This window comes from Alloyangia pacifica (assembly GCF_020524285.1).
Taxonomy (GTDB): domain Bacteria; phylum Pseudomonadota; class Alphaproteobacteria; order Rhodobacterales; family Rhodobacteraceae; genus Salipiger; species Salipiger pacificus_B.
The window spans coordinates 69,242-89,979 of sequence record NZ_JAIVKX010000013.1 but is presented as its reverse complement, the minus strand read 5'-3'; the positions used below and the strand labels follow the sequence as shown (position 1 = coordinate 89,979).

Annotated in this window: 17 protein-coding genes and 1 tRNA gene; 10 read left to right on the top strand and 8 right to left on the bottom strand. The window is 66.8% G+C overall.

Annotation, left to right across the window (positions count from 1 at the left end; all coding sequences use genetic code 11):
* From LC039_RS18270 to LC039_RS18255, 4 genes are all read right to left on the bottom strand, one after another.
* The gene (locus LC039_RS18270) at positions 1–1,923 is read right to left on the bottom strand and encodes a DUF3604 domain-containing protein (protein ID WP_226627145.1); all 1,923 of its coding nucleotides are present in this window, start codon (positions 1,921–1,923) and stop codon (positions 1–3) included.
* A 143-nt stretch (positions 1,924–2,066) separates the two neighbouring features.
* Complete coding sequence (locus LC039_RS18265) at positions 2,067–2,342, bottom strand: hypothetical protein (RefSeq protein WP_226627143.1); 276 nt, start codon at positions 2,340–2,342, stop codon at positions 2,067–2,069.
* Between the two features lie 58 nt (positions 2,343–2,400).
* Positions 2,401–3,156, bottom strand: a complete 756-nt coding sequence (locus LC039_RS18260; protein ID WP_226627141.1) for a hypothetical protein — start codon at positions 3,154–3,156, stop codon at positions 2,401–2,403.
* Between the two features lie 67 nt (positions 3,157–3,223).
* Entirely contained in the window at positions 3,224–4,282 is a 1,059-nt protein-coding gene (locus tag LC039_RS18255) for a DUF1214 domain-containing protein (RefSeq protein WP_226627140.1), read from the bottom strand.
* A 571-nt stretch (positions 4,283–4,853) separates the two neighbouring features.
* Here LC039_RS18255 and LC039_RS18250 point away from each other — a divergent pair.
* On the top strand, positions 4,854–6,365 hold the full coding sequence (locus LC039_RS18250; protein ID WP_226627138.1) for a phospholipase D family protein: 1,512 nt from the start codon (positions 4,854–4,856) through the stop codon (positions 6,363–6,365).
* Positions 6,366–6,437: 72 nt separating this feature from the next.
* Entirely contained in the window at positions 6,438–6,968 is a 531-nt protein-coding gene (locus tag LC039_RS18245) for a cytochrome c (RefSeq protein WP_226627136.1), read from the top strand.
* 287 nt (positions 6,969–7,255) lie between these two features.
* On the opposite strand, the gene ftsH is transcribed toward LC039_RS18245, so the two are convergent.
* Positions 7,256–9,166 carry an ATP-dependent zinc metalloprotease FtsH gene (gene ftsH, locus LC039_RS18240; RefSeq protein ID WP_226627134.1) on the bottom strand — a complete coding sequence of 637 codons (1,911 nt, stop codon included), beginning with the start codon at positions 9,164–9,166 and terminating at the stop codon, positions 7,256–7,258.
* A 331-nt stretch (positions 9,167–9,497) separates the two neighbouring features.
* Positions 9,498–10,526, bottom strand: coding sequence for a LysR family transcriptional regulator (locus tag LC039_RS18235; protein ID WP_226627133.1), 1,029 nt, complete (start codon positions 10,524–10,526; stop codon positions 9,498–9,500).
* Positions 10,527–10,636: 110 nt separating this feature from the next.
* Here LC039_RS18235 and LC039_RS18230 point away from each other — a divergent pair, with 110 nt between their 5' ends.
* From LC039_RS18230 to LC039_RS18195, 8 genes are all read left to right on the top strand, one after another.
* The gene (locus LC039_RS18230) at positions 10,637–11,503 is read left to right on the top strand and encodes an ABC transporter permease (protein WP_226627131.1); all 867 of its coding nucleotides are present in this window, start codon (positions 10,637–10,639) and stop codon (positions 11,501–11,503) included.
* Positions 11,503–12,288, top strand: a complete 786-nt coding sequence (locus LC039_RS18225; RefSeq protein ID WP_226627129.1) for an ABC transporter permease — start codon at positions 11,503–11,505, stop codon at positions 12,286–12,288. The genes LC039_RS18230 and LC039_RS18225 overlap by 1 nt, the downstream gene beginning before the upstream one ends.
* 44 nt (positions 12,289–12,332) lie before the next feature.
* Positions 12,333–13,469 carry an ABC transporter substrate-binding protein gene (locus LC039_RS18220; protein ID WP_319003734.1) on the top strand — a complete coding sequence of 379 codons (1,137 nt, stop codon included), beginning with the start codon at positions 12,333–12,335 and terminating at the stop codon, positions 13,467–13,469.
* Between the two features lie 65 nt (positions 13,470–13,534).
* On the top strand, positions 13,535–14,614 hold the full coding sequence (locus LC039_RS18215; RefSeq protein ID WP_226627125.1) for an ABC transporter ATP-binding protein: 1,080 nt from the start codon (positions 13,535–13,537) through the stop codon (positions 14,612–14,614).
* A 2-nt stretch (positions 14,615–14,616) separates the two neighbouring features.
* Positions 14,617–15,954 (top strand): aspartate aminotransferase family protein, encoded by a 1,338-nt coding sequence (locus tag LC039_RS18210; RefSeq protein ID WP_226627124.1) that lies wholly within the window; start codon positions 14,617–14,619, stop codon positions 15,952–15,954.
* 1 nt (position 15,955) lies between these two features.
* Positions 15,956–16,882: a 3-keto-5-aminohexanoate cleavage protein gene (locus LC039_RS18205; RefSeq protein ID WP_226627122.1), complete on the top strand. Its 927-nt coding sequence runs from the start codon at positions 15,956–15,958 to the stop codon at positions 16,880–16,882.
* Complete coding sequence (locus LC039_RS18200; RefSeq protein ID WP_226627121.1) at positions 16,879–17,361, top strand: GNAT family N-acetyltransferase; 483 nt, start codon at positions 16,879–16,881, stop codon at positions 17,359–17,361. The genes LC039_RS18205 and LC039_RS18200 overlap by 4 nt, the downstream gene beginning before the upstream one ends.
* Complete coding sequence (locus LC039_RS18195; protein ID WP_226627119.1) at positions 17,358–18,380, top strand: histone deacetylase family protein; 1,023 nt, start codon at positions 17,358–17,360, stop codon at positions 18,378–18,380. The genes LC039_RS18200 and LC039_RS18195 overlap by 4 nt, the downstream gene beginning before the upstream one ends.
* A gap of 462 nt (positions 18,381–18,842) precedes the next feature.
* On the opposite strand, the gene LC039_RS18190 is transcribed toward LC039_RS18195, so the two are convergent.
* Both LC039_RS18190 and LC039_RS18185 read right to left on the bottom strand, forming a co-directional pair.
* Positions 18,843–18,932 (bottom strand) — tRNA-Ser (locus LC039_RS18190).
* A gap of 111 nt (positions 18,933–19,043) precedes the next feature.
* Positions 19,044–20,690, bottom strand: a complete 1,647-nt coding sequence (locus tag LC039_RS18185) for an electron transfer flavoprotein-ubiquinone oxidoreductase (protein WP_226627117.1) — start codon at positions 20,688–20,690, stop codon at positions 19,044–19,046.
* Positions 20,691–20,738: the final 48 nt, after the last annotated feature.

Below are 20,738 nucleotides of genomic sequence, written 5' to 3'. Positions count from 1 at the left end.
TCACGGTGTGTACCAGATAGGCGAGGTATAGGCGCGCTCCTGGCCGATGGTCTCGGCGGCCTCGGGGATCTCCACTCCGAAGCGCTGCGCGTCGTAGACCACCCAGCGCGGCGTCGGAATCTCCAGCACCCGCGCGTAATAGAAGGCCTTCTGCGCCGGATCGAACTCCGGATCGGTCCAGACCGTCGCCAGCTCCGAGGCACCGATGGTGTTGTACCAGGTGGCCGCGGCGATATCGACGGTGTTGCCGACATCGGGCAGCATGCCGTCGGCGTCCATCTCGCGGCCCTCCGACCAGGCCACGTCGAAGACCTTCTCTTGGGTCTCGCCCTGCATGTCCATCCAGCCCTTGACGATCTGGATGCGGTCGAGGTTCGCGCCAACCGGATCGCGCAGCGCGTAGACCATGAAGCTCGGGGCGGCGGCCCCCTCGGGCGCCGCGGTCAGATCGCCGCCCATGGGCACACCCTTCTCGTAGCCGATGAAGGCCGGCTGGCGCGAGCGCAGGTCGTCGTCGGTATAGTCCCAGCCGCCGAAGAAGCGCACCATCATGCGCGGCCCGGTGGTGGCATAGACCTCCTTGCGCTCCATCGCGTCGAAGAGCGCTGCGCGGGTGTTTTCCTTCGCCCAGACGGCGGCAAGGCCCGACGCGACGAGCTGGTAGCCCTCGAAGGCGCCCTTGTCGGACTTGGCGAAGGGGTGCTCCATCCGTGTCGGCGAAGGCTCGGCCGAGGCCGCCTTGCCGAAGAAGTTCTCCTCCTCGATGGCGGGCAGCGAGGTGTGGGAGTCGGTCGAACCGACCATGCCGAACTTGTAGGGGTTGGTTCCGAGCTTGTCCTCGAGTTGCAGCCCCATCTTAAGGGCCTCGCGGGCGTACTCGTACTTCAGCATGTCGTCAGTCTTGGCCTCGGTCAGGTCGAGGTTGCCGACGTCCCATGTCTCGTAGTCGGCGAACTTGTCGTCGGGGCTGAGCAGCGGGTGCGCCTCGCCGTCGCCCTTGATCTGGGTGGCCTCATAGAGCGGCTCCCACTTGGCGCGCTTCTGGACATAGTCCTCGTCGATCGGCTTGCCGGTGAATTGCTGATCGAAGGGGAACATGATGCCGTTCGACAAGTTGCCATTGTGCGCGATCGCCAGCACCGAGCCGCCGGTCTTGGCCTCGTAGTCCTCGAGATACTGGTAGAGGTCGAGCGGGTCGGTGCTGCCGTAGGGCGGCTGGGTGACCATCGGCACGACCTGCGAAGCCTTGTCGCCGCCATCGCGGAAGATCACGTTGCGATGCAGGTTGTTGCCCTTGTCGAGCGATGTCCACTCGTAGCCGATGAAGGCGGTGAAATTGCCCGGATCGTTGAACCGCTCAGCGGCCTCGATGACGTCGCCCCAGACGGTGTTGTAGACCTTCGACCCCGGCGCGTAATCCTCGAGGAACTGCTCGGGAAGCCTCGCCTGCGCGAAGGTTGTGATCAGGTCGAGCGCCGCATCGGCGGCCTCCTGTCCACCGGCCTGCAGGCCGTCGTACCACGCCTTGCCCTCCGGCACGCTGAGGATGTTGGGCGCACCGGCGGAGAGATCGATGGAAAAGCCCATCATGTCGGAATGGTCGGCGATCACCACCCAGTCGAGCGGACGCCCCATCTTCACCGGCAGGCCGGTGGCCGAGGTGACCTCCTCGCCGCGGGTGAAACGGTAGGCGGGCTCGAGCCCCAGCGTGTTGCCGAACAGCCCGGCGTCGACCGACAGCGCCGTGTGCAGGTGCGTGTCGCCCCAGAAGACCCGGCTGGGGAAGGCGCGCTGCGCGTAGGGCGAGTAGGTCTTGCCGTGGTAGAGCCCGCTGAGGGAGTCCTCGGAAGGGATGAATTGCGCCGAGGCGGCGACCGGAATGGCCGTCAGCAGCAGCGTGCTCCAGAGTGATGCGGGTTTCATGTCTCTCCCTTTCGGTTGCCGAGCACCGCCCGGCGTGTCGCGCACGTCGGTCGGCCTGATGCGAATGTCACCGCGCCGAGAGGGAGGGGGCGCCGCGTGGGGCGCCCTGCGCGAAGCAGGTCAGTAGGTCTGCACGTCGCCCGTTATCTCGGGCACTCCGCCTTGTAGGAGGCGCCGGTCTGCGGGTTGTAGTAGTTGCAGAGCTTGGTGCCGCTGGAACTGGTGGGCACGCTGCCGCCGATGGCCGTGCCGATGGCCGCGCCGCCGAGCGCCGCCGCGGTCTTGTTGCCGCCGCTGACCTCATGCGCGATGGCCGCGCCGGCGAGCCCGCCGGTCGCCGCGTTGATGCCCTGATTGTCGGTGCAGGCCCCGGTGAGCGCGCCTGCGATCAATGCGCCGGTGAGTAAGAGATACCGCATACCATCCTCCCTTGAGTGATCAGCCCCGGACGACCATCGCCCGGGGCCGCAGTGGATGTCAGAACCTGAAGGTCACGCCGAGGATCGGACCGGACTGGGTGGTGTCATAGACGACGCCGTCGTCGTCATAGTCGACATCGAGAACTCGCCAGCCGAAGGCCATCGAGAAATTCTCGGCAAAGGCGTAGCTGACCCCGGCCATCAGCGACCACTCGAAATCCGACCCCACGCCGAAGCCGCCGATGTCGGCGGCGCCGAAGGCCTGCCAGCGGTCGCTCAGCACATAGCGCCCGGCCATGCCGACAATCGGATCCGTCCAGTCGACGTCCGTTTCCCGCTTGATGCGGCCGCTGGGCGTGTAGACGCTGTAGTCGTTCTCGAGGTTCCAGTAGCGGAAGCCCCCGTAGAGATCGAGATTGTGGGTGTAGGACTGCGAGACGGTGCCGCCGAAGGCCAGCGTCAGGGTCGAGGTTTCGCTCTTGATGTTCACCTTGTCGACGTTCGGGCCACCGATCTTCTCGGTCGAGTCCGTCTGCACGACGGAACCGTCGAAGTAAATCACCCATGGGCCGTTGCGCGCGGTGCCCGAGAGAAACAGCCCGTACTCGAGATCGTCCCAGATATCGCCGAACGACAGGTCGACGGACTGTGCGGGAAAGCCCGGGATCGTGCCGAGATCGCCCTCGAGCCCGGCCATCCAGACGTAGGGGGTGATCCGGAACTCCCAGTCCTGCGCCGCGGCGGGCGCTCCGGTGGCGGCGACGGCGGCGAGCGCAAGGCCGATCGCGGTCATGCAGGGTCTGAAGCGTCTCATCTTGCACCTCCTTCCGGGCCTCGGCCCGGTCCAAATGGGATTCCCTCAAGGCGGCAGCGCCCCTGCCTCAGCCCGGTTCGACGCCGGGGAACTGCCAACTGCCGTCGAGGATCTCGGGGCGCGGGCGGTAGAGCCGCACCGAATAGTTCCAGCCCTCCATGATCGGCAGGCAGTTCACCCGGCTCTCGTCCTCGCAGCCGCCGAAATGCACGGTCATGCTCTCGTCGGCGTTGCGCGTGCCGGAGACCGAGTTGATATTGTAGGCGCCTTGGGCGTTCTTCTCGTAGAAGCCGCTGGCGTTGTAGAGGCTGACCGACCAGAACTCGTCGACGGGCACATCCGCCGGCACCTCGATCTTGTAGCTGTCGACCGGCAGGCCCGGCTCGACGTTGAGGTAGAATGCCTCTTCCTCGGGCAGCCCGCCCCAGCCGAAGGCGGTGCCGAGGAAATGCCGCAGCGGTGCCACGTCTCCCTTGGCACCGAAGGTGTCGGCGCTGTCGGGGGTGAAGCGTGACAGCGCCAGCGCCGCCTGCTTGACCTCCTCGAAGTTTTCCATGTCGTAGTTCGGCACGATGAAGGGTGTCGCGGAGCCGGCCTCGAGCGTCATCGCGTCCTGCACGGCATGGGCGGCGGCAAGGTCATCGGGGTCGGAGGCGTCCACCAGCGTGCGGATCACGATCACCACGAAGGGCGTGTCGAAGGTGGCGAGGTCGAGCGTATGGCTCCCGCCGCCGAGAAACACCTTGTTGATGTAGTGATCCTGGTTGACCACCATCGCCGAGACGTAGCGCGTGCCCGCATCGGGCAGGGTCAGGGTGGCCCCTTCGGAGATGTCGACCAGCGCCATGCTGTAGATCGTGTCGCGGTTCATCCGGATCGTCGGCTGCTGCTCGATCGAGGTGACCTCCCTGATGTGCAGCAGCGTGTTCACGCCACCAGACAGGGCGAGGTATTTCTCGAACTCGATGTTGGTCGCGGCCCGGATGAAGTTCGACGTGTCGATCTTGACCGTCCTGCCCTCGAGGACCTCGCGCAGGGCGCCGGGTTTCGATTGCGCGAGACCGGCGCCGGCGCTGGCCAGCAGGGCCGAAGCCGCGACCGCGCCGAAGAATGCTTTGAGTTTCATCTCTTTCGTCCTTCCATTGAATTCGCAAGCCAGGGTCGCGAGCATCTGGAAACACCCGGCCGCTTCCACGACGAAATGAAGGGAAAAAGGTCACTCGTTCTTGGTCCGCCGAATTTGCGGAGATCAGGCTTTCGAGGCTTCAAAAATCACCGCCCGCATTTCGGTCGAGCGGGCATAATCGGAACGCCAGCCGCGGGCGTGTTCAGACCCCGGGCCGACAGCAATCAAGATGCGCTAAATCAAAGAGATGCCGCGCAGTCCTCCCGTACAGTTGCGGCTGAGTTCTGCATACATGCAGGAAAATCTATGATAAAACACTGATCTGGATCAATGATCTCTCGATGCTTTGTCTCCGCCGCCGCGGGAAGATTGTTCTTCAATATACGTTTTTGAAAAGTTTTCGGTCTTTCAATGCTATGCCAAGGAACCTATGGGCATGCGCTCGCGATTTACAGAACCCGCAAGAATTGCGTCATCGCGACTGCGCCTCCAATTTTGCGCATCTTGGCCCTCGGTGATTGAGCAAAATTCTCTATATGGTTGTTCATTACTACATTTACTCCCTCACAGAGTGTTCTTCCGACTCCTGTTTTCATCACTCCTCTGCGCCTGCACCTATGTTCCGTTCGAAACGCCGCGCGAGGTCCTGCCTGAAGCGCAGCCCGCCGCGCCTTCCGCGATCGAGACGCGGGTCTCTGCGGCCTCCTCGGGGCGCGGCGGGCAGACGGCCTTCTACCCTCTGGTGGCCGGAAACGACGCGCTCGGCGCCCGGCTGTCGCTTATCGCCGCCGCCAAGAGCCAGATCGATATCCAGACCTTCCTGATCAAGCCGGACCGCGCCGCGGCGCTGATCTCGCTCGCGCTGATCGAGGCGGCGGACCGGGGCGTGAACGTGCGCTTGCTGGTCGATGACGTCTTCACCACCGCGAGCGATGCCCAGATCGCCTATCTTGCGGCGCATCCGCGGATCTCGGTGCGGCTGTTCAACCCGCTCTCGCGGCAGAGCCCCAAGGCGATGAACTACCTGCTCGACTTCGGGCGGGTGAACCGGCGGATGCACAACAAGGCCTTCATCGTGGACCGCGGCGTGGCGGTGATCGGCGGGCGCAACATCGCCGACGAATACTACCAGGTCGACACGACCACAGAGTTCGCCGATTTCGATCTCTTCAAGGCCGGGCCCGCGGTGACCGACCTCATCCGTGCCTTCGAGACCTTCTGGAGCGATCGCTGGTCCGTGCCCGCCGGCGCCTTCTGGCGCGAGGAGGTCGATCCGGCCGAGGTGCGCGCGGGGCTCGAGGTGCGGGCGCAGGCCGGCGCGGCCGGAATCTACCGCCGCGCCATGGGCTCCACCTACCTGCAGGAACTGCGCAGCGGCGCGGTCCCGGCGACATGGGGCCACGCGCGGGCGGTCTCGGACCTGCCGCAGAAACTGCGCCTGCCGCCGGGACCGGGCGCGCGCCGCGTCGCCGACGCGCTGGTGCAGCGCCTCGCAGCGGCACAGACGCAGGTCACGGTGATCAGCCCCTATTTCGTGCCCCGCGCCTGGGGCGCAGACCTCTTCACCGAGCTCGCGCAGCGCGGCGTGCGGGTGCGGATCGTCACCAACTCTCTGGCGGCCAACAATCACCCCTACGTGCACGGCGGCTACCTGCGGCACCGCAAGGCGCTGCTGGAGGCCGGGGTCGAGCTATACGAGGTGCGGGCGGACGTGCTCGAGCGGCTTGGCGAAACCGCCCCCGGCTCGGGCACGCAGCTCACCATGCACACCAAGCTGATCATCATCGACGACGACACGAGCTTCGTCGGGTCGCTGAATTTCGACCCGCGCTCGATCAACCTCAACTCCGAGATGGGGGTGTTCATCGAGGGCCGCGGCGCCGCCCGCGGCTTCCTGTCGGCCATCGAGGAGGACCTGAAGAGATACGCTTTCCGCCTGTCGCAGAGCGAGGCGGGCGAATTGCGCTGGACGTGGTCGTACGGAGGAAGGACCGAGATCTACTCGGCCGATCCCGGTGCCTCCGTCCTGCGCAGGGCAACGGCGGGAATTTCCGCGCTCCTGCCAATCGAGGGACAGCTCTGACCACCACAGGAGGCGTGCCGGAGCCGAAGCACGCACCTACCGCTCTGCACCTGCCACGAGAAGGAGATTGCCATGAAAACCGTCGCCTTTACCGCAGCTCTGGCCTTTGCGCTGCCTGTTGGCTTCGCCGCGCTGGCGCACGAGAGCGCGACCTGGGTCGTCAAGGAACGGATGGAGCGTATGGAGCGCTTCGAGGAGCTGATCGACCGGGTTTTCGCCATGATGCATGGCGAGCTGTCTTACGACCCACGGGCGGTCCGCAATGCCGCAGAGGAGGTCGCGCAGGGCGCGGGCCGGCATCTGACCGACCTCTTCCCGCCGGGATCGGGCGGTGCGCCCAGCGAAGCGGCGGACGACATCTGGCGCGATTTCGGAACCTTCGCCCATTTCGCCGAGATGCTGGAAGGATGGTCGCGGGAGCTCGCGGCGCAGGCCAGCACCCCGGCAAGGGGCAGACTGCCGAAACGCTGGGAGGACGCCCAGATGGGTCCGGGCATGATGCGCGGAGGCGGGATGATGAGCGGCAGCGGATCGGTCTCTGCCGCGTGGCATGTGGCGGCCACCTGCAACACCTGCCACGCGGCCTTTCGAGAGGAGGGCTGACCGCGTTCAACACGGCGTTCGACTTGGCGCCGGGGCCGCCAATCAGCGGCGCGGGCGGGGCGATCGCTGCGCCCCGAACGGCACCTTTGGCGACGTGAACCCGGCGGCGCCAGCCCCCTTTCATCGAAAGGCGCTCGGCCACGCTGGCAGGACTAGCCGCCGCGTGATTTCGGTCTTCCTATCCACGGCCTTCGCCCGACCCACCCCAGCGGCAGCTCGTGGCGGACCAGTGACACGCAGGGGCCGTCGAAATCTTGCGCAACGCGGCTTCTCTCCGGCGCTCCCCCTCAGCCGGGCTCGCCGCCGCTGCGCCCGTTCGGCGCGCGTTCGATACGGTGCACGTTTCCCGACCCGGCGAGAAGCTGTGTTATCAAGTCGCTGTCCAGGGTCTCGTCCTGTTCCAGCCGGTCAACAAGGCGGAGGATCTCCGCCTCATGCTCTTCGATGAGGGCGGCGGCGGCCTTCTCGGCCTCCTTGAGCAGCAGGATCACCGCCGCATCGGCGCGCGCGGCGGTGGCGTCGGAATGCTCGCGGGGCTGGGCGAAGGACTGCCCGAGAAAGGGGCTGTCCTCGGAGGTTCGAAGATCCACCGGCCCCAGCGCCTCGGTCATGCCCCAGCGGGTGACCATCGAGCGGGCGAGCCGCGTGGCACGGCGGATGTCGTCATCGGCGCCGGAGCTGACCGAGCCGGTGAACCGGCGCTCGGCGGCGCGCCCCGCGAGCAGGATCACCAGTTGCGTGCGCAGGTATTCCTCTGGGAGCGTGTGATGCTCTTCGCCCTCCAGCATGTGCGTGCCGCCAAGCGCCTGCCCGCGCGGGATGATCGTCACCTTGTAGAGCGGGTCCGCGCCCGGAGAGTAGAACGCCGCCGCCGCATGTCCGGCCTCGTGCACCGCGAGACGGTGACGCTCCCCCGGGCCGATGGCGAGGCTGCGCACCGTGCCCATCATCACCTTGTCGCGGGCGTCCTGCAGATCCGCCGTGGTGATGCTCTGCGCCCGCCGCCGCGCCGCGTTGATCGCGCCCTCGTTCAGCAGGTTCTTCAGATCGGCACCGGAAAAGCCGGGTGTGCCCGCGGCGATCTCCGAAAGCGCCTCGGGCGCCTCCAGAGGCAGATCGGCGGAATGCAGTTTCAGGATCGCCAACCGCCCGGCGCGGTCCGGCAGGCTCAGCGTGACGTGGCGATCGAACCGCCCGGGCCGCAGCAGCGCCGGGTCCAGCACGTCGGGCCGGTTGGTGGCGGCGAGCACCACAACCGCCTCCTTGCCCTCGAACCCGTCCAGCTCGGCGAGGATCTGGTTCAGCGTCTGCTCGCGCTCGTCGTGCCCACCGCCGAGGCCGGTGCCGCGGGTGCGGCCGATGCTGTCGAGCTCGTCGATGAAGATCACCGCGGGCGCCGCCTTGCGCGCCGCCTCGAACATCTTGCGCACGCGCCCCGCGCCGACCCCGACGAAGACCTCGATGAACTCCGAGCCCGAGGTCGAGAAGAAGGGCACCCCCGCCTCCCCGGCCAGCGCCTTGGCCATGAGCGTCTTGCCGGTGCCCGGCGGTCCCATCAGCAGCACCCCGTGCGGCACCTCGGCACCGACGCTCTGGTACCGCTCGGGCTCGCGCAGGAAGTCGACCAGCTCGGCCACCTCGCGCTTGGCCTGCTCCTGCCCGGCGACATCGGCGAAGGTCACCTGGGTGCGGTTCTCTGCCGGGGTCGAGAACCGCCCCTTGAACAGCCCCGCCGCGCCGCCCGCGCCCATGCCGCCACCCATCTGCCCGATCATCCGCCGCTGCAGCCAGAAATAGACGCCGAGGATCAGCATCCACGGCAGCAGGAACATCCAGATCGACGTGTCGCTCGGCGGATCGGCGGAGATCGGAACCTCGTGCTCCTCCAGCAGCGGCAGCAGCGAGGGATCGCTCTGCGCCGGGGTGGTCGCGCGGTAGAGCGTGGTGCCCCCGGCGGCATCCGGCACCGACACGGTGATCGCATGGTCTGCCAGCGTCGCCGAGGTAACCTGACCGCTGGCTATCATCTCCTTCACCGCGCTGTAGGATCTGGTTTCCGCCGTGGAGGTTTGCGTGTCCTCGTCCAAGACCAAGGCAAGCGTGATGACGATCGCGACGAGCATGATCGCGACGCGCAGCCATTGTTCGGGCGGTGGCGGCGGTGGTGTGCGGTCCGGTGGCGGTTGCTTGTCGGCCATTGGAGGTCCTCCTCGACCCTGACAGCCTGCAGCGTAGGTTGGCACGCCGCGTTGATCCGGGTCAAACCGGCTCGCGCGCGTTGGCGCAGTCATCATACACGATCCGGGCGGGAGACTCATCGGCGCCTTGCGCGGCGGTTTCTTCCTGCCCTGTGCCCGACCTGCCTGACAGACGAGATGCATTGCGGCTTGGGAGCTTGGGACGCGTCACCCGTCGGACGGGGCGCGATCCGCGAAGACCACCACGCGCATTGCGGGAAGGTGCGTCCGCAAATGGAGAGCCGGTCAAAATGACTGATGGCAGGACAACCCTCAAGCTCTGCCCCCTAGCTCACCCCCGCCGCCGATCGGATTGTGAAAGTCCGGAGCCAGTGTAGGTGCGCGCCGCGATCGGCGTGGCTTCGATCACGTCGTTCAGCATGCCCAGAAGGATCGACTCGGCCCGGTTCTTCACGGCCCGGGGATTCCAGACCACGTGCACGTCGATGGCCGGAAGATCGTCGTAGGGCGGCGTCTGCCAGAGGTGCCCGTCGGCCACGTCGCGTGCGGCCACATGCACCGGCAGCGGACCGATGCCGAGCCCGGCAATGATCATCCGCCGCACCTCCTCGAGGTTGGACGAGGTGCCGGTGATCTTCTCTCCCAGCAGCGATTGCGCCCGCATCAGCGTCACCGGCTTCAGAACGTCCTGCAGGCGATCGGTGTCGAAGCTGACGGTGGCCCGCCCCGCGAGATCGGCCTTGGTCAGCCCCGTGCGGCCAAAGAGCGGATGGCGCGGTCCGCAGAAGAGCCCGAAGAACTCGCGATAGAGCCGCCGGTATTCCAGTTTCGGGCTGCGCGTGCGCACCAGGCAGATCGCGAAGGAGGCGCGCTTGGCCGAGACCTCGGCCAGCGCGTCGGCGCTGGAGACCACGTTGATCGACAGGCTCGCCTCCGGGTGCGCGGCGTGGAAATCGGCGAGCAACTGGTCAAAGATCGGGCAGACGACATGGCTGGCCACGGCGATGGTCACATGGCCGCGCACCTCGTCGGTCATTTCACGCATCAGGGTCGACAGCCTCAGGATCGAGCCGTTGATGTCGAGCGCCTCGCGGTAGAGCAACTCGCCGGCCTCGGTCAGCGCATAGCGACCCGGCCCGCGTTCGATCAACTTGCGGCCGATACGATCCTCGAGCCTTTTCAGGGCCGTAGACACGGAGGGCTGGGTCAGGCGCAGGCGTTCGGCCGCTTCGGTGACCGAGCGGGCCTCGGCCAGCACGACGAAGGTCCGGAGCAGGTTCCAGTCCAGTTCGCGCGCGATCCGCTCGGGATCGTAGCGGCCATCTGCACCGCCCAGAGGATCACTGTCAGGCTCCACCATAAATTTCGTCTATATCCAAAATTTTGAATATCTATTTGCCCAATGGAAAGCAGTTTCCCAAGGTCGCGTCAAAGCAAAACGCACGGACCACAACCGCAGGGGGAGCCCGCATGTCGATCGAAGCCCGCGAAAGGCGGCAGCCGTGGATCCTGCTGTCGCCCGCCCTGACCACGATCGGGCTGCTGCTTTTCGTCCCGCTGCTGTTCATCGTCGTCTACAGCTTCTGGCTGCGCACCGCGACGGGCGCGGACCAGGCCGGGTTCTATCTCGACAACTGGCGCGAGGCGCTGAGCGATCCCTTCTACCGCGACATCCTGCTGTTCACCCTGAAGATCGCGGCGATCACCACGCTGGTCTGCGCGGTCATGGGCTATCCGGCGGCCTATTTCATCGCCCGCTCGCGCGGCAACAAGGCGATCCTGCTGCTGCTCCTGATGCTGCCGTTCTGGATCAGCTACATCATCCGCACGATGAGCTGGATCAACATCCTCGGGGTGTCGGGGGCGCTCAATTCGCTGCTGATCTGGCTCGGGATCATCTCCGAGCCCATGCAGATGCTCTACAACCAGACCACGGTGATCCTCGGTCTGGTGCACTTCCTGCTGCCCTTCATGATCCTCAACGTCTTCGTCAGCCTTGAGGGCATCGACGTCACGCTCGAGGATGCCGCCAACTCGCTGGGCGCGACGAAATGGGAAGCCTTCCTGCAGGTGACCCTGCCGCTGTCGCTGCCCGGTCTCGCCGCCGGCGGGCTGCTGTGCTTCGTGCTGGGCGCCGGCACCTACATCACGCCGCTGGTGCTGGGCGGGCCGACCGACGCCATGTTCGCCAACCTCGTCTACGAGGCCATCATCACCCAGCTGAACTGGCCGCTGGGCTCGGCGCTGAGCCTGATGCTGCTCGTGGTGCTGGGCGTGCTGGTGATGATCTACAACCGCTACCTCGGCATGGCGCAACTGATGAAGGGGCTGGGCTGATGGGCTGGCAGCTGATCCGCGGCTACGCGCTGCTCGTCTACGTCTTCATGTTCCTGCCGGTGGCCGTGGTCGTGCTGCTGAGCTTCAACGCCTCGCAGTTCGGAAGCTTCCCGATCACCGGTTTCTCGTTCCGCTGGTTCATCGAACTGGCGCAGAACGACGCCATCCTGCGTGCCTTCCGCACCTCGATGGTGCTGGGCCTGCTGACCGCGCTGATCTCCACCACCCTCGGCGTGCTCGCCAGCCTCGCGCTGGTGCGCTACCGGGTGCCCGGTGAGAACGTCATCTCGACCCTGCTCATCGCCCCGATCCTCGTGCCCGAGGTGGTGCTGGCCGTCGCGCTGCTGCTGTTTCTCAACTTCCTCGGCATCAACAAGAGCTTTGCGCTCCTGCTCTTCGGTCACGTGCTCTTCACCCTGCCCTTCGTCATCCTCGTGGTGCAGGCGCGGCTGATCGCCATCCGCCGCGACGTCGAGGAGGCGGCGATGAGCCTCGGCGCCTCGCCGGTGCAGACCTTCTTCCAGATCACCCTGCCGCTGATGCTGCCGGCGGTGCTGGCCGGGGCGCTCTTCGCCTTCACGATCAGCTTCGACGACATCACCGGCACGCTGTTCTGGAAGCCCGGCGGGGTCGAGACGGTGCCGACGCAGATCTTCGCCATGCTGCGCAACTCGATCTCGCCCGAGATCAACGCCCTCGGCACGGTGATGATCGCCATGACCGTCGGCCTGCCCCTGCTCGGCGCGGCCATCGCCCGCACGATTTCACGCAAGAGCGGCGTCTGAAGCCGCCTCCCATCCCGACCAACACGGAGACACCCATGAAGAAGATCGACAACACAACCCGCTACGAGCGCCTGCGCGAGCGCTACATGAACGGCGATCTCGACCGCCGCTCGTTCCTCGGCCTGCTGGGCGCGGCCGGTGCGGCCTACGGGCTCGTCACCCCCTATCGCGCCCTGGCGCAGAGCGTCAGCCAGGTGCGGTTCGACGGCTGGGGCGGCGTGGTCTCGGAGGCGCTGCGCAAGAACGCCTTCGACCCGTTCACCGCCAAGACCGGCATCGAGGTGGTCGATGGCACCTTCGGCGGCGGCGACGAATACATCAGCCGCGTCAAGGCGAGCCAGCCGGGCGAGTACAACATCGCGCACCTGTCGGGGGTCTTCGACTATGCGCGCTACCACGGGCTGGGGCTGACCACCAAGCTCAACGAGGACAACCTACCCAACCTGCAATACGTGATCCCCAAGCTGGTCGACGTGTTCCGCAACATCACCGACGGATCGCTGAGCTGCGTGCCCTACGACTACGGCACCACCGGCCTCGCCTACAACCGCAAGTACATCTCCGATGACGAGATCAAGGAGAAGGGCGCCAAGATCCTCATCGACGAGGCCTACAAGGGCAAGATCGCCGGCTGGTCCGACTGGCGCACCCGCATGTGGTACGCGGCGCTGCAGACCGGGCAGAGCCCGAACGGCATCACCGACGAGGAGGCCGCCTGGGACGCGGTCCGCAAGCATCGCGACCTCGCGCTGAAATACTGGGGGTCGGGCGCCGAGCTGATGAGCCTTCTGGCTGAAGAGGAAATCCACGTCACCGAGGCCTGGTCGGGCCGCATCTACGCGCTGCAGGAACAGGGCCACGACATCGGCTACTTCGATCCGCCCAACGGCTTCGGCTGGCAGGAATGCATGTTCGTCATCAAGGACTCGCCGCTCGAGGCCTGCGAGGAGCTGCTCAACTTCATGCTCGCGCCGGAGACCTCGATCGCCGTCGCCGAGGGCCAGAACTACCCGCCGGCGCTCGACCCGCAGAAGGTCGAGCTGGGCGACAAGATCCCCACCCTGCCGGCCTTCGACCCCAGCGGCACGCTGGAGGGGCTGACCTTTGCCGACCCCGACTACTGGAACGGCCACGAGCAGGCCTGGTCGAAGACCTTCGGGCGCGTCCAAAAGGGCTACTGAGGCAGCCCGCAGGGGCGCGCGTCGCCCCTGCCCTTTCCTCCCATTCCACCCAGGACAGACCGCACATGAGCTCCGTCACCCTCCAAAACGTCGTGAAGCGCTTTCACAGATTCACCGCGGTGCACGAGGTCAACCTCGAGATCCCCGACGGCGCCTTTGTCACCCTGCTCGGCCCCTCGGGCTGCGGCAAGACCACGAACCTGCGGATGATCGCCGGGCTGCTCGACCCGACCGAGGGCGAGATCCTGATCGGCGGCAAACGGGTCAACGACGTGCCGATCCACAAGCGCAACCTCGGCATCGTGTTCCAAAATTACGCGCTCTTCCCGCACAAGACCGTCGCCGAGAACGTCGCCTTCGGGCTGAAGTACCGCGACGTGCCGAAGGCCGAGATCGCCGGCCGCGTGCAGAAGGCGCTCGACCTCGTGCAACTGCCGGACGTCGGCACGCGCTACCCCAAGGCGCTCTCGGGCGGCCAGCAGCAGCGCATCGCGCTGGCCCGCGCCATCGTCATCGAGCCCGACGTGCTGCTGCTCGACGAGCCGCTCTCGGCGCTCGACGCCAACCTGCGCGAGGACATGCGGGTCGAGCTCAAGCGCATCCAGGAACAGATCGGCGTAACCACGGTCTTCGTCACCCATGATCAGTCCGAGGCGCTGGCCATGTCCGACCGGATCGTGGTGATGAGCGCCGGGCGGATCGAGCAGGTCGGCACCCCCGAAGAGGTCTACAACACCCCCGCGAGCGAGTTCGTCGCCAGCTTCCTCGGCGCCTCGAACATTCTGCCCGCGCGGATCACCGGTCAGGACGCCGACACGGTACATCTCGAGGATCCGCTCTTCGGCGCGGTTCCCGTGCCCGCGGCCAAGGCCCCGGCCCTCGCCGGCGCCAGCCGCGCAAAGCTGGTGCTGCGGGCCGAAAAGCTGCAGATCGTGGCGGCGGGCGCCCCCACGCCCGGCATGATCGCCGCGCCCGCTTTCGTCGAGACGGTCGACTACCAGGGGCAGACTGTGCGCTATTTCGTGCGCGTCGGGAACACCCAGATGCAGGCGATCAACATGATTGACGAACGCCCCTACGCCCAGGGAGAGGCGGTGCAAGCCGCCTTCCGCCCCAAGGACTGCGCGGCCCTTCCGGAGAGCTGAAAATGAGCCATCTATTTTACCAGAGCGGGGGTCGCAAGCCGGTCCTCGAACAGGCGCGTGGCGTCTACATGTGGGATACCGAGGGCAAGCGCTATCTCGACGGCTCCTCAGGCGCGATGGTCTGCAACATCGGCCATTCCAACGAGAACGTGCTCGCGGCGATGCGCGAGCAGATGGAGAAATCCACCTTCGGCTACCGGCTGCATTTCGAGACCGAGGCGTCTGAGAAACTCGCCGCCAAGACCGCCGAGAAGATGCCCGAGGGGCTCGACAAGGTGTTCTTCGTCTCCGGCGGGTCGGAGGCGATCGAGAGCGCGATGAAGCTGGCCCGACAATGGGCCGTCGCCACCGACCAGGGCAGCCGCTGGAAGGTGATCTCGCGCAGCCCATCCTACCACGGCTGTACCCTCGGCGCGCTGGCGATCACCGGCTACGCGCCGCTGACCGCGCCCTTCGCGCCGATGATGCGCGAGATGCCCAAGGTGCCCGCCCCGCGCGCCTATCTCGACGGGCTCGACCCCGACGACCCGGCGACCGGGCATCACTACGCCGACCTGCTCGCCGAGACGATCGAGCGCGAAGGGCCCGACAGCGTGCTGGCCTTCGTGCTCGAACCGGTCGGCGGCGCTTCCACCGGCGCTCTGGTCCCGCCCGAGGGCTACATGCACCGGGTGCGCGAGATCTGCGACCGCTACGGCGTTTTGCTGATCATGGACGAGGTGATGACCGGCGCAGGGCGAACCGGGGCCTTCCTCGGCTGCGAGCATTGGGGCACCCGCCCTGACATCGTGGCGCTATCCAAGGGCTTCGCGGCCGGCTACGCGCCGCTGGGCGGGATCGTCGCGCCGGACCGCATCGTCGATCCGGTGCTGGCGCAGGGCGGCTTCGCCCATGGCTTCACCTATGCCGGCAACCCGCTGAGCTGCGCCGCGGGGCTCGCCGTGCTCGAAGAGATCGACGCGCAGGGGCTGGTGGCCAATGCCGCGCAACAGGGCGCCGCCCTGAAGGCCCGACTGGAGCGGCTGATGCAGCGCCACGAGATCATCGGCGACGTGCGCGGCAAGGGGCTGCTGCTGGCCTTCGAGTTCATGGCCGACCGCCGGCGCAAGACCCCGCTCCCCCGAGCGCTCAACGCCTACCTGCGCTTTGTGCAGATCGCCTATGACAATGGGCTGATCGTCTATTCGCGCCGCACGCGCGACGGGCGCGAGGGCGACCACATCCTCGTCTGCCCGCCGCTGATCGCCACCGACACCCACCTCGACGAGATCGAGCAGGTGCTGGATCTCTCGCTGACGCAATTCGCCGCCGAGCTGCCGGCGCTGCAGGGGGTGCACTGAGATGTCGAAGGTCATCATCACCTGCGCCGTCACCGGCTCGATCCACACGCCGTCGATGTCGCCCTACCTGCCGGTCACCGCCGAGCAGATCACCGACCATGCCGTCGGCGCCGCCGAGGCCGGCGCGGCGATCCTGCACCTGCACGCGCGCGACCCGCTGACAGGGCGGCCCTCCGCCGACCCGGCGCATTTCAGCGGCTTCCTGCCGCGGATCAAGCAGGCGACCGATGCCGTTCTGAACCTCTCCACCGGTGGCAGCGCCACGATGAGCCTCGACGAGCGGCTCGCCGCGCCCAGGGCCGCGGAACCCGAGATGTGCTCGCTCAACATGGGCAGCATGAATTTCGCGCTCTACCCGGCCGCCGCCCGCATCACCGACTGGCGGCACGACTGGGAAAAGCCCTTCCTCGAAAATTCCGACGACCTGGTGTTCAAGAACACCCCGCGTGACATCGCGCGCATCCTCACCGAGCTCGGGCAGGAGCGCGGCGCGCGCTTCGAGTTCGAGTGCTACGACCTGAGCCATCTCTACATGCTGCGCCACTTTGCCGACCGCGGGCTGGTGAAGGCGCCGTTCTTCATCCAGTTCGTCTTCGGCGTGCTCGGCGGCATGGGGCCAGACCCGGAAAACCTCAGCCACATGAAGCTGATCGCCGACAAGCTCTTCGGGCAGGACTACATGTTCTCGGTGCTGGCGGCGGGGCGGCACCAGATCCCGCTGACCACCATGGCGGCGACCATGGGCGGGCACGTGCGCGTCGGGCTCGAAGACAGCCTGATGATCGCCCGCGGCCAGCTCGCCCGGACCAATGCCGAGCAGGTGGCCAAGATCCGCCGCATCGTCGAGGAGCTCGGTCGCGAGGTCGCCAGCCCCGTCGAGGCGCGCGCGATGCTGGGCCTCAAGGGCGGCGAGAGGACCACGATATGACCGAGGCGACCCTGCGCCAAGCGACGCGGCACGATGCCGGGCGGCTCAATCACGCGCTGGCGCAACTGTCTGACACGCTGGGCGACACGCATCATGCGAGCGACGCGCAGATCGCCGCGGCGGGCTGGGGCCCCCACCCGGCGTTCCGCGCCATCCTTGCCGAGCAAGGAGACAGAGTGGTCGGCGCGGCGCTCTATTCCCCCAGCTTCTCCACCGCGCGTGGCGGCGCGGTGGTCTACGTCTCGGATCTCTGGGTCGACACGGACACCCGCGGCAGCGGCCTCGGCCCGCGCCTGCTCGCCGCGGTGGTGCGCGATGCGCAGGCCACCTGGGGTGCGCAGAAGATGAAACTCAACGTCTACCACGCCACGCCGCGCGCCCGCAGCTTCTACGAGCGGCTGGGGTTCGCGCCCGCCAACGGACAGACCGAGATGCACCTCGACGCAACGGGCTGCGCCGCCCTGAAGGAGACCCGATGAAAGCCTTTTTCGACGACCGCCAGCGGCTGCACGACCCCAAGCATTTCATGGCCAACGGCCAGGTCCTGCCCAGCCCCGAGCAGCCGCGCCGGATCGAGGTGCTGAAGGCGGCCGCGGAAGAAGCCGGCTGCGTCTTCGAGGCACCGGGCGACGCCGGCCTCGGTCCGATCGCCGCGCTGCATTCGGCCGAGTACCTGACGTTCCTGCGCAATATCTACACGCGCTGGCAACGCATCCCCGACGCCGGCCCCGAGGTGATCCCCAACATCCACCCCGCCAACCGCGGCGATGGCTACCCGAAATCCGCCATCGGCCAGGCCGGCTACCACCAGGCCGACACCGCCTGCCCGATCGCCGAGGGCACCTTCGACGCGGCCTATTGGTCGGCACAGGCGGCCATCTCGGGTGCCGATTTCATCGCCTCCGGCACCGGCCCGGCCTACGCGCTGTCGCGGCCGCCGGGGCACCACGCCTTTGCCGACCTGGCCGGGGGCTTCTGCTTTCTCAACAACTCGGGGATCGCCGCGGAGCGCCTGCGGATGGCGGGCTTCCGCCCCGCGATCCTCGACGTCGACGTGCACCACGGCAACGGCACGCAGGGCATTTTCTACGCCCGCGACGACGTGCTCACCGTGTCGATCCATGCCGACCCGGCGCGCTTCTACCCGTTCTTCTGGGGCCATGCGCAAGAGCGCGGCGAGGGCCGCGGGCTGGGCTGCAACCTGAACCTGCCGCTCCCCCGCGGCACCGATGATGCCGCCTACCTTACCGCCCTCGAGACCGCCCTTGAACGGGTCCGCAACTTCGGCGCCGACGCGCTGGTCGTCGCGCTCGGACTGGATGCGTCGATCGACGATCCGTTCCAAGGCCTCGCGGTCACCCAGGACGGCTTCGCCCGGATCGGCGCCGCGATCGCAAGGGCCGGGGTCCCGACGCTCTTTGTGCAGGAGGGCGGCTACCTGAGCGCTTCTCTGGGCGCCAACCTCGGCCGTGTCCTCGGCGGATTCCTCGAGGGCTGATCCCTGTTGGGGGCCTAGGGGCTGTGGACCATCTCCTGGAAAAGGCATCGCGATGAAGGATGGGCGACGGCACCGCCAGAAAGACCGTCGCCGCTGCGTTGCAGGGCAACTCCAAGTTACGAGGACAGGCTACAGTTCGACCGCCGCGTGGTGGTTGACCGTCGCAAAGGGCTCCGAGCCGCCCCGGCAAAGGAGATCGCCGACCATGGATGCCTCAGATCGCCTTCCGTGTGCAGGCTGACCCAGATGCTCTTGCGCTCTTCCACGCCCTCAAAGCGGCGCGGCACGCGCTTGTGCAGATGGTAAGTGCTGCCCCGCCTCATGATGGTCATGGCCATGTCCCCACTAGCGGCTTGTTTGGCGATGTGTTGCAAAACAAGGCAAAATGACGGATCGCGCGCGTCGCATCGATCTAACATTCTGTTTTTGCTTGGTAACTCGCCAAAACCTCGCAAGGTTTTGTGGCGGAGAGGAAGGGATTCGAACCCTCGAGACGGTTCCCCGCCTACACACTTTCCAGGCGTGCGCCTTCGACCACTCGGCCACCTCTCCGCGGACCGCTTTACCGGAAAGTCGCGACCGGGTGCAAGAGCCGGATTCCTAAAAAATTCGCCCCGGCACTTGGCCGGGGCATTTCGTCGGGTCAACCTGCAGTGCGGCGCCTCACATGTTCGGGTAATTGGGCCCATCGCCGCCCTGCGGCACCGTCCAAGTGATATTCTGGCTGGGGTCCTTGATGTCGCAGGTCTTGCAGTGCACGCAGTTCTGGAAGTTGATCACGAACTCCGTCTTGCCGTCGGTCTCGACGAATTCGTAGACCCCCGCCGGGCAGTAGCGCTGCGCCGGCCCGGCGTATTTCGGCAGGTTGTCGAGCACCGGCACGCGTTTGTCCTTGAGCTTCAGGTGCGCCGGCTGGCTCTCCTCGTGGTTGGTGAACGAAAAGCTGACGTTGGTCAGCCGGTCGAAGCTGAGCTTGCCGTCGGGCTTGGGATAGTCGATCGGCTGGTGCCCCGCCGCCATCTCGGTCGAGGCGGCGTCGCTCTTGCCGTGCTTGACCGTGCCGAAGAGCGAAAAGCCGAAGCTGTTGGTCCACATGTCGAGGCCGCCGAGGGCCAGCGAGCCGAGCAGCCCGGTCTTCGACCACAACGGCTTGACGTTGCGCACCTTCCACAGGTCCTTGCCGATGGCGCCCTCGCGCACCTCCGCCTCATAGGCCGAGAGCTCGTCCGAGGCCCGGCCGGCCTTGATGGCCTCGAAGGCCGCCTCGGCCGCCGCCTTGCCCGAGAGCATGGCGTTGTGGTTGCCCTTGATGCGCGGCACGTTGACCATGCCCACCGAGCAGCCGAGCAGCGCCACGCCGGGCGCGACCATCTTCGGCATCGACTGGAAGCCGCCCTCGGAGATCGCCCGCGCGCCGTAGGCGACGCGCTTGCCGCCTTCGAGCAGCGCCGCCACATGCGGGTGATGCTTGAAGCGCTGGAACTCCATGTAGGGATAGAGGTGCGGGTTGCGGTAGTTCAGGTGCACCACGAAGCCGACATAGACCTGATTGTTGTCGAGGTGGTAGATGAAGGCCCCGCCCCCGGCATTGCCGCCCAGCGGCCAACCCATGGTGTGCTCGACCCGGCCCTCGCTGTGCTTGGCGGGGTCGATCTCCCAGATCTCCTTCATACCGAGGCCGAACTTCTGCGGGCAGTGGCCGTCGGCGAGGTTGTACTTCTCGATCACCTCCTTCGACAGCGAGCCGCGCACGCCCTCCGACAGGAAGACGTATTTGCCCAAAAGCTCCATGCCCGGCTCGTAGCCCGGCCCGGGGGTGCCGTCGGCCTCCTTGCCGAACTCGCCCGCCACGACGCCGCGGATCTCGCCGCTCTCGCCGTAGACCAGTTCCGAGCAGGCCATGCCGGGGAAGATCTCGACGCCGAGCGCCTCGGCCTGTTCGGCCATCCAGCGGCAGACATTGCCCATCGAGACGATGTAGTTGCCCTCGTTCGACATGAACTTCGGCATCGGCCAGTGCGGGATGCTCACCTTGCCGGCCTCGCCGAGCAGGTAGAACTTGTCTTCCTTGACCGGCACGGTGACCGGCGCGCCCTTGTCCTTCCAGTCGGGGATCAGCGCGTCGAGGCCGCAGGGGTCGAGCACCGCGCCCGACAGGATGTGCGCGCCGACCTCGGAGCCCTTCTCCAGCACCACCACGTCCAGGTCAGCGTCGAGCTGCTTCAGCCGGATCGCGGCCGATAGGCCCGCGGGCCCCGCCCCCACGATCACCACGTCATATTCCATCGACTCGCGCTCGACCTCGGCCATCAGGGCCCTCCGCTGGCTGTAAGCTGTAATTATCTTGCGCATTGGCGT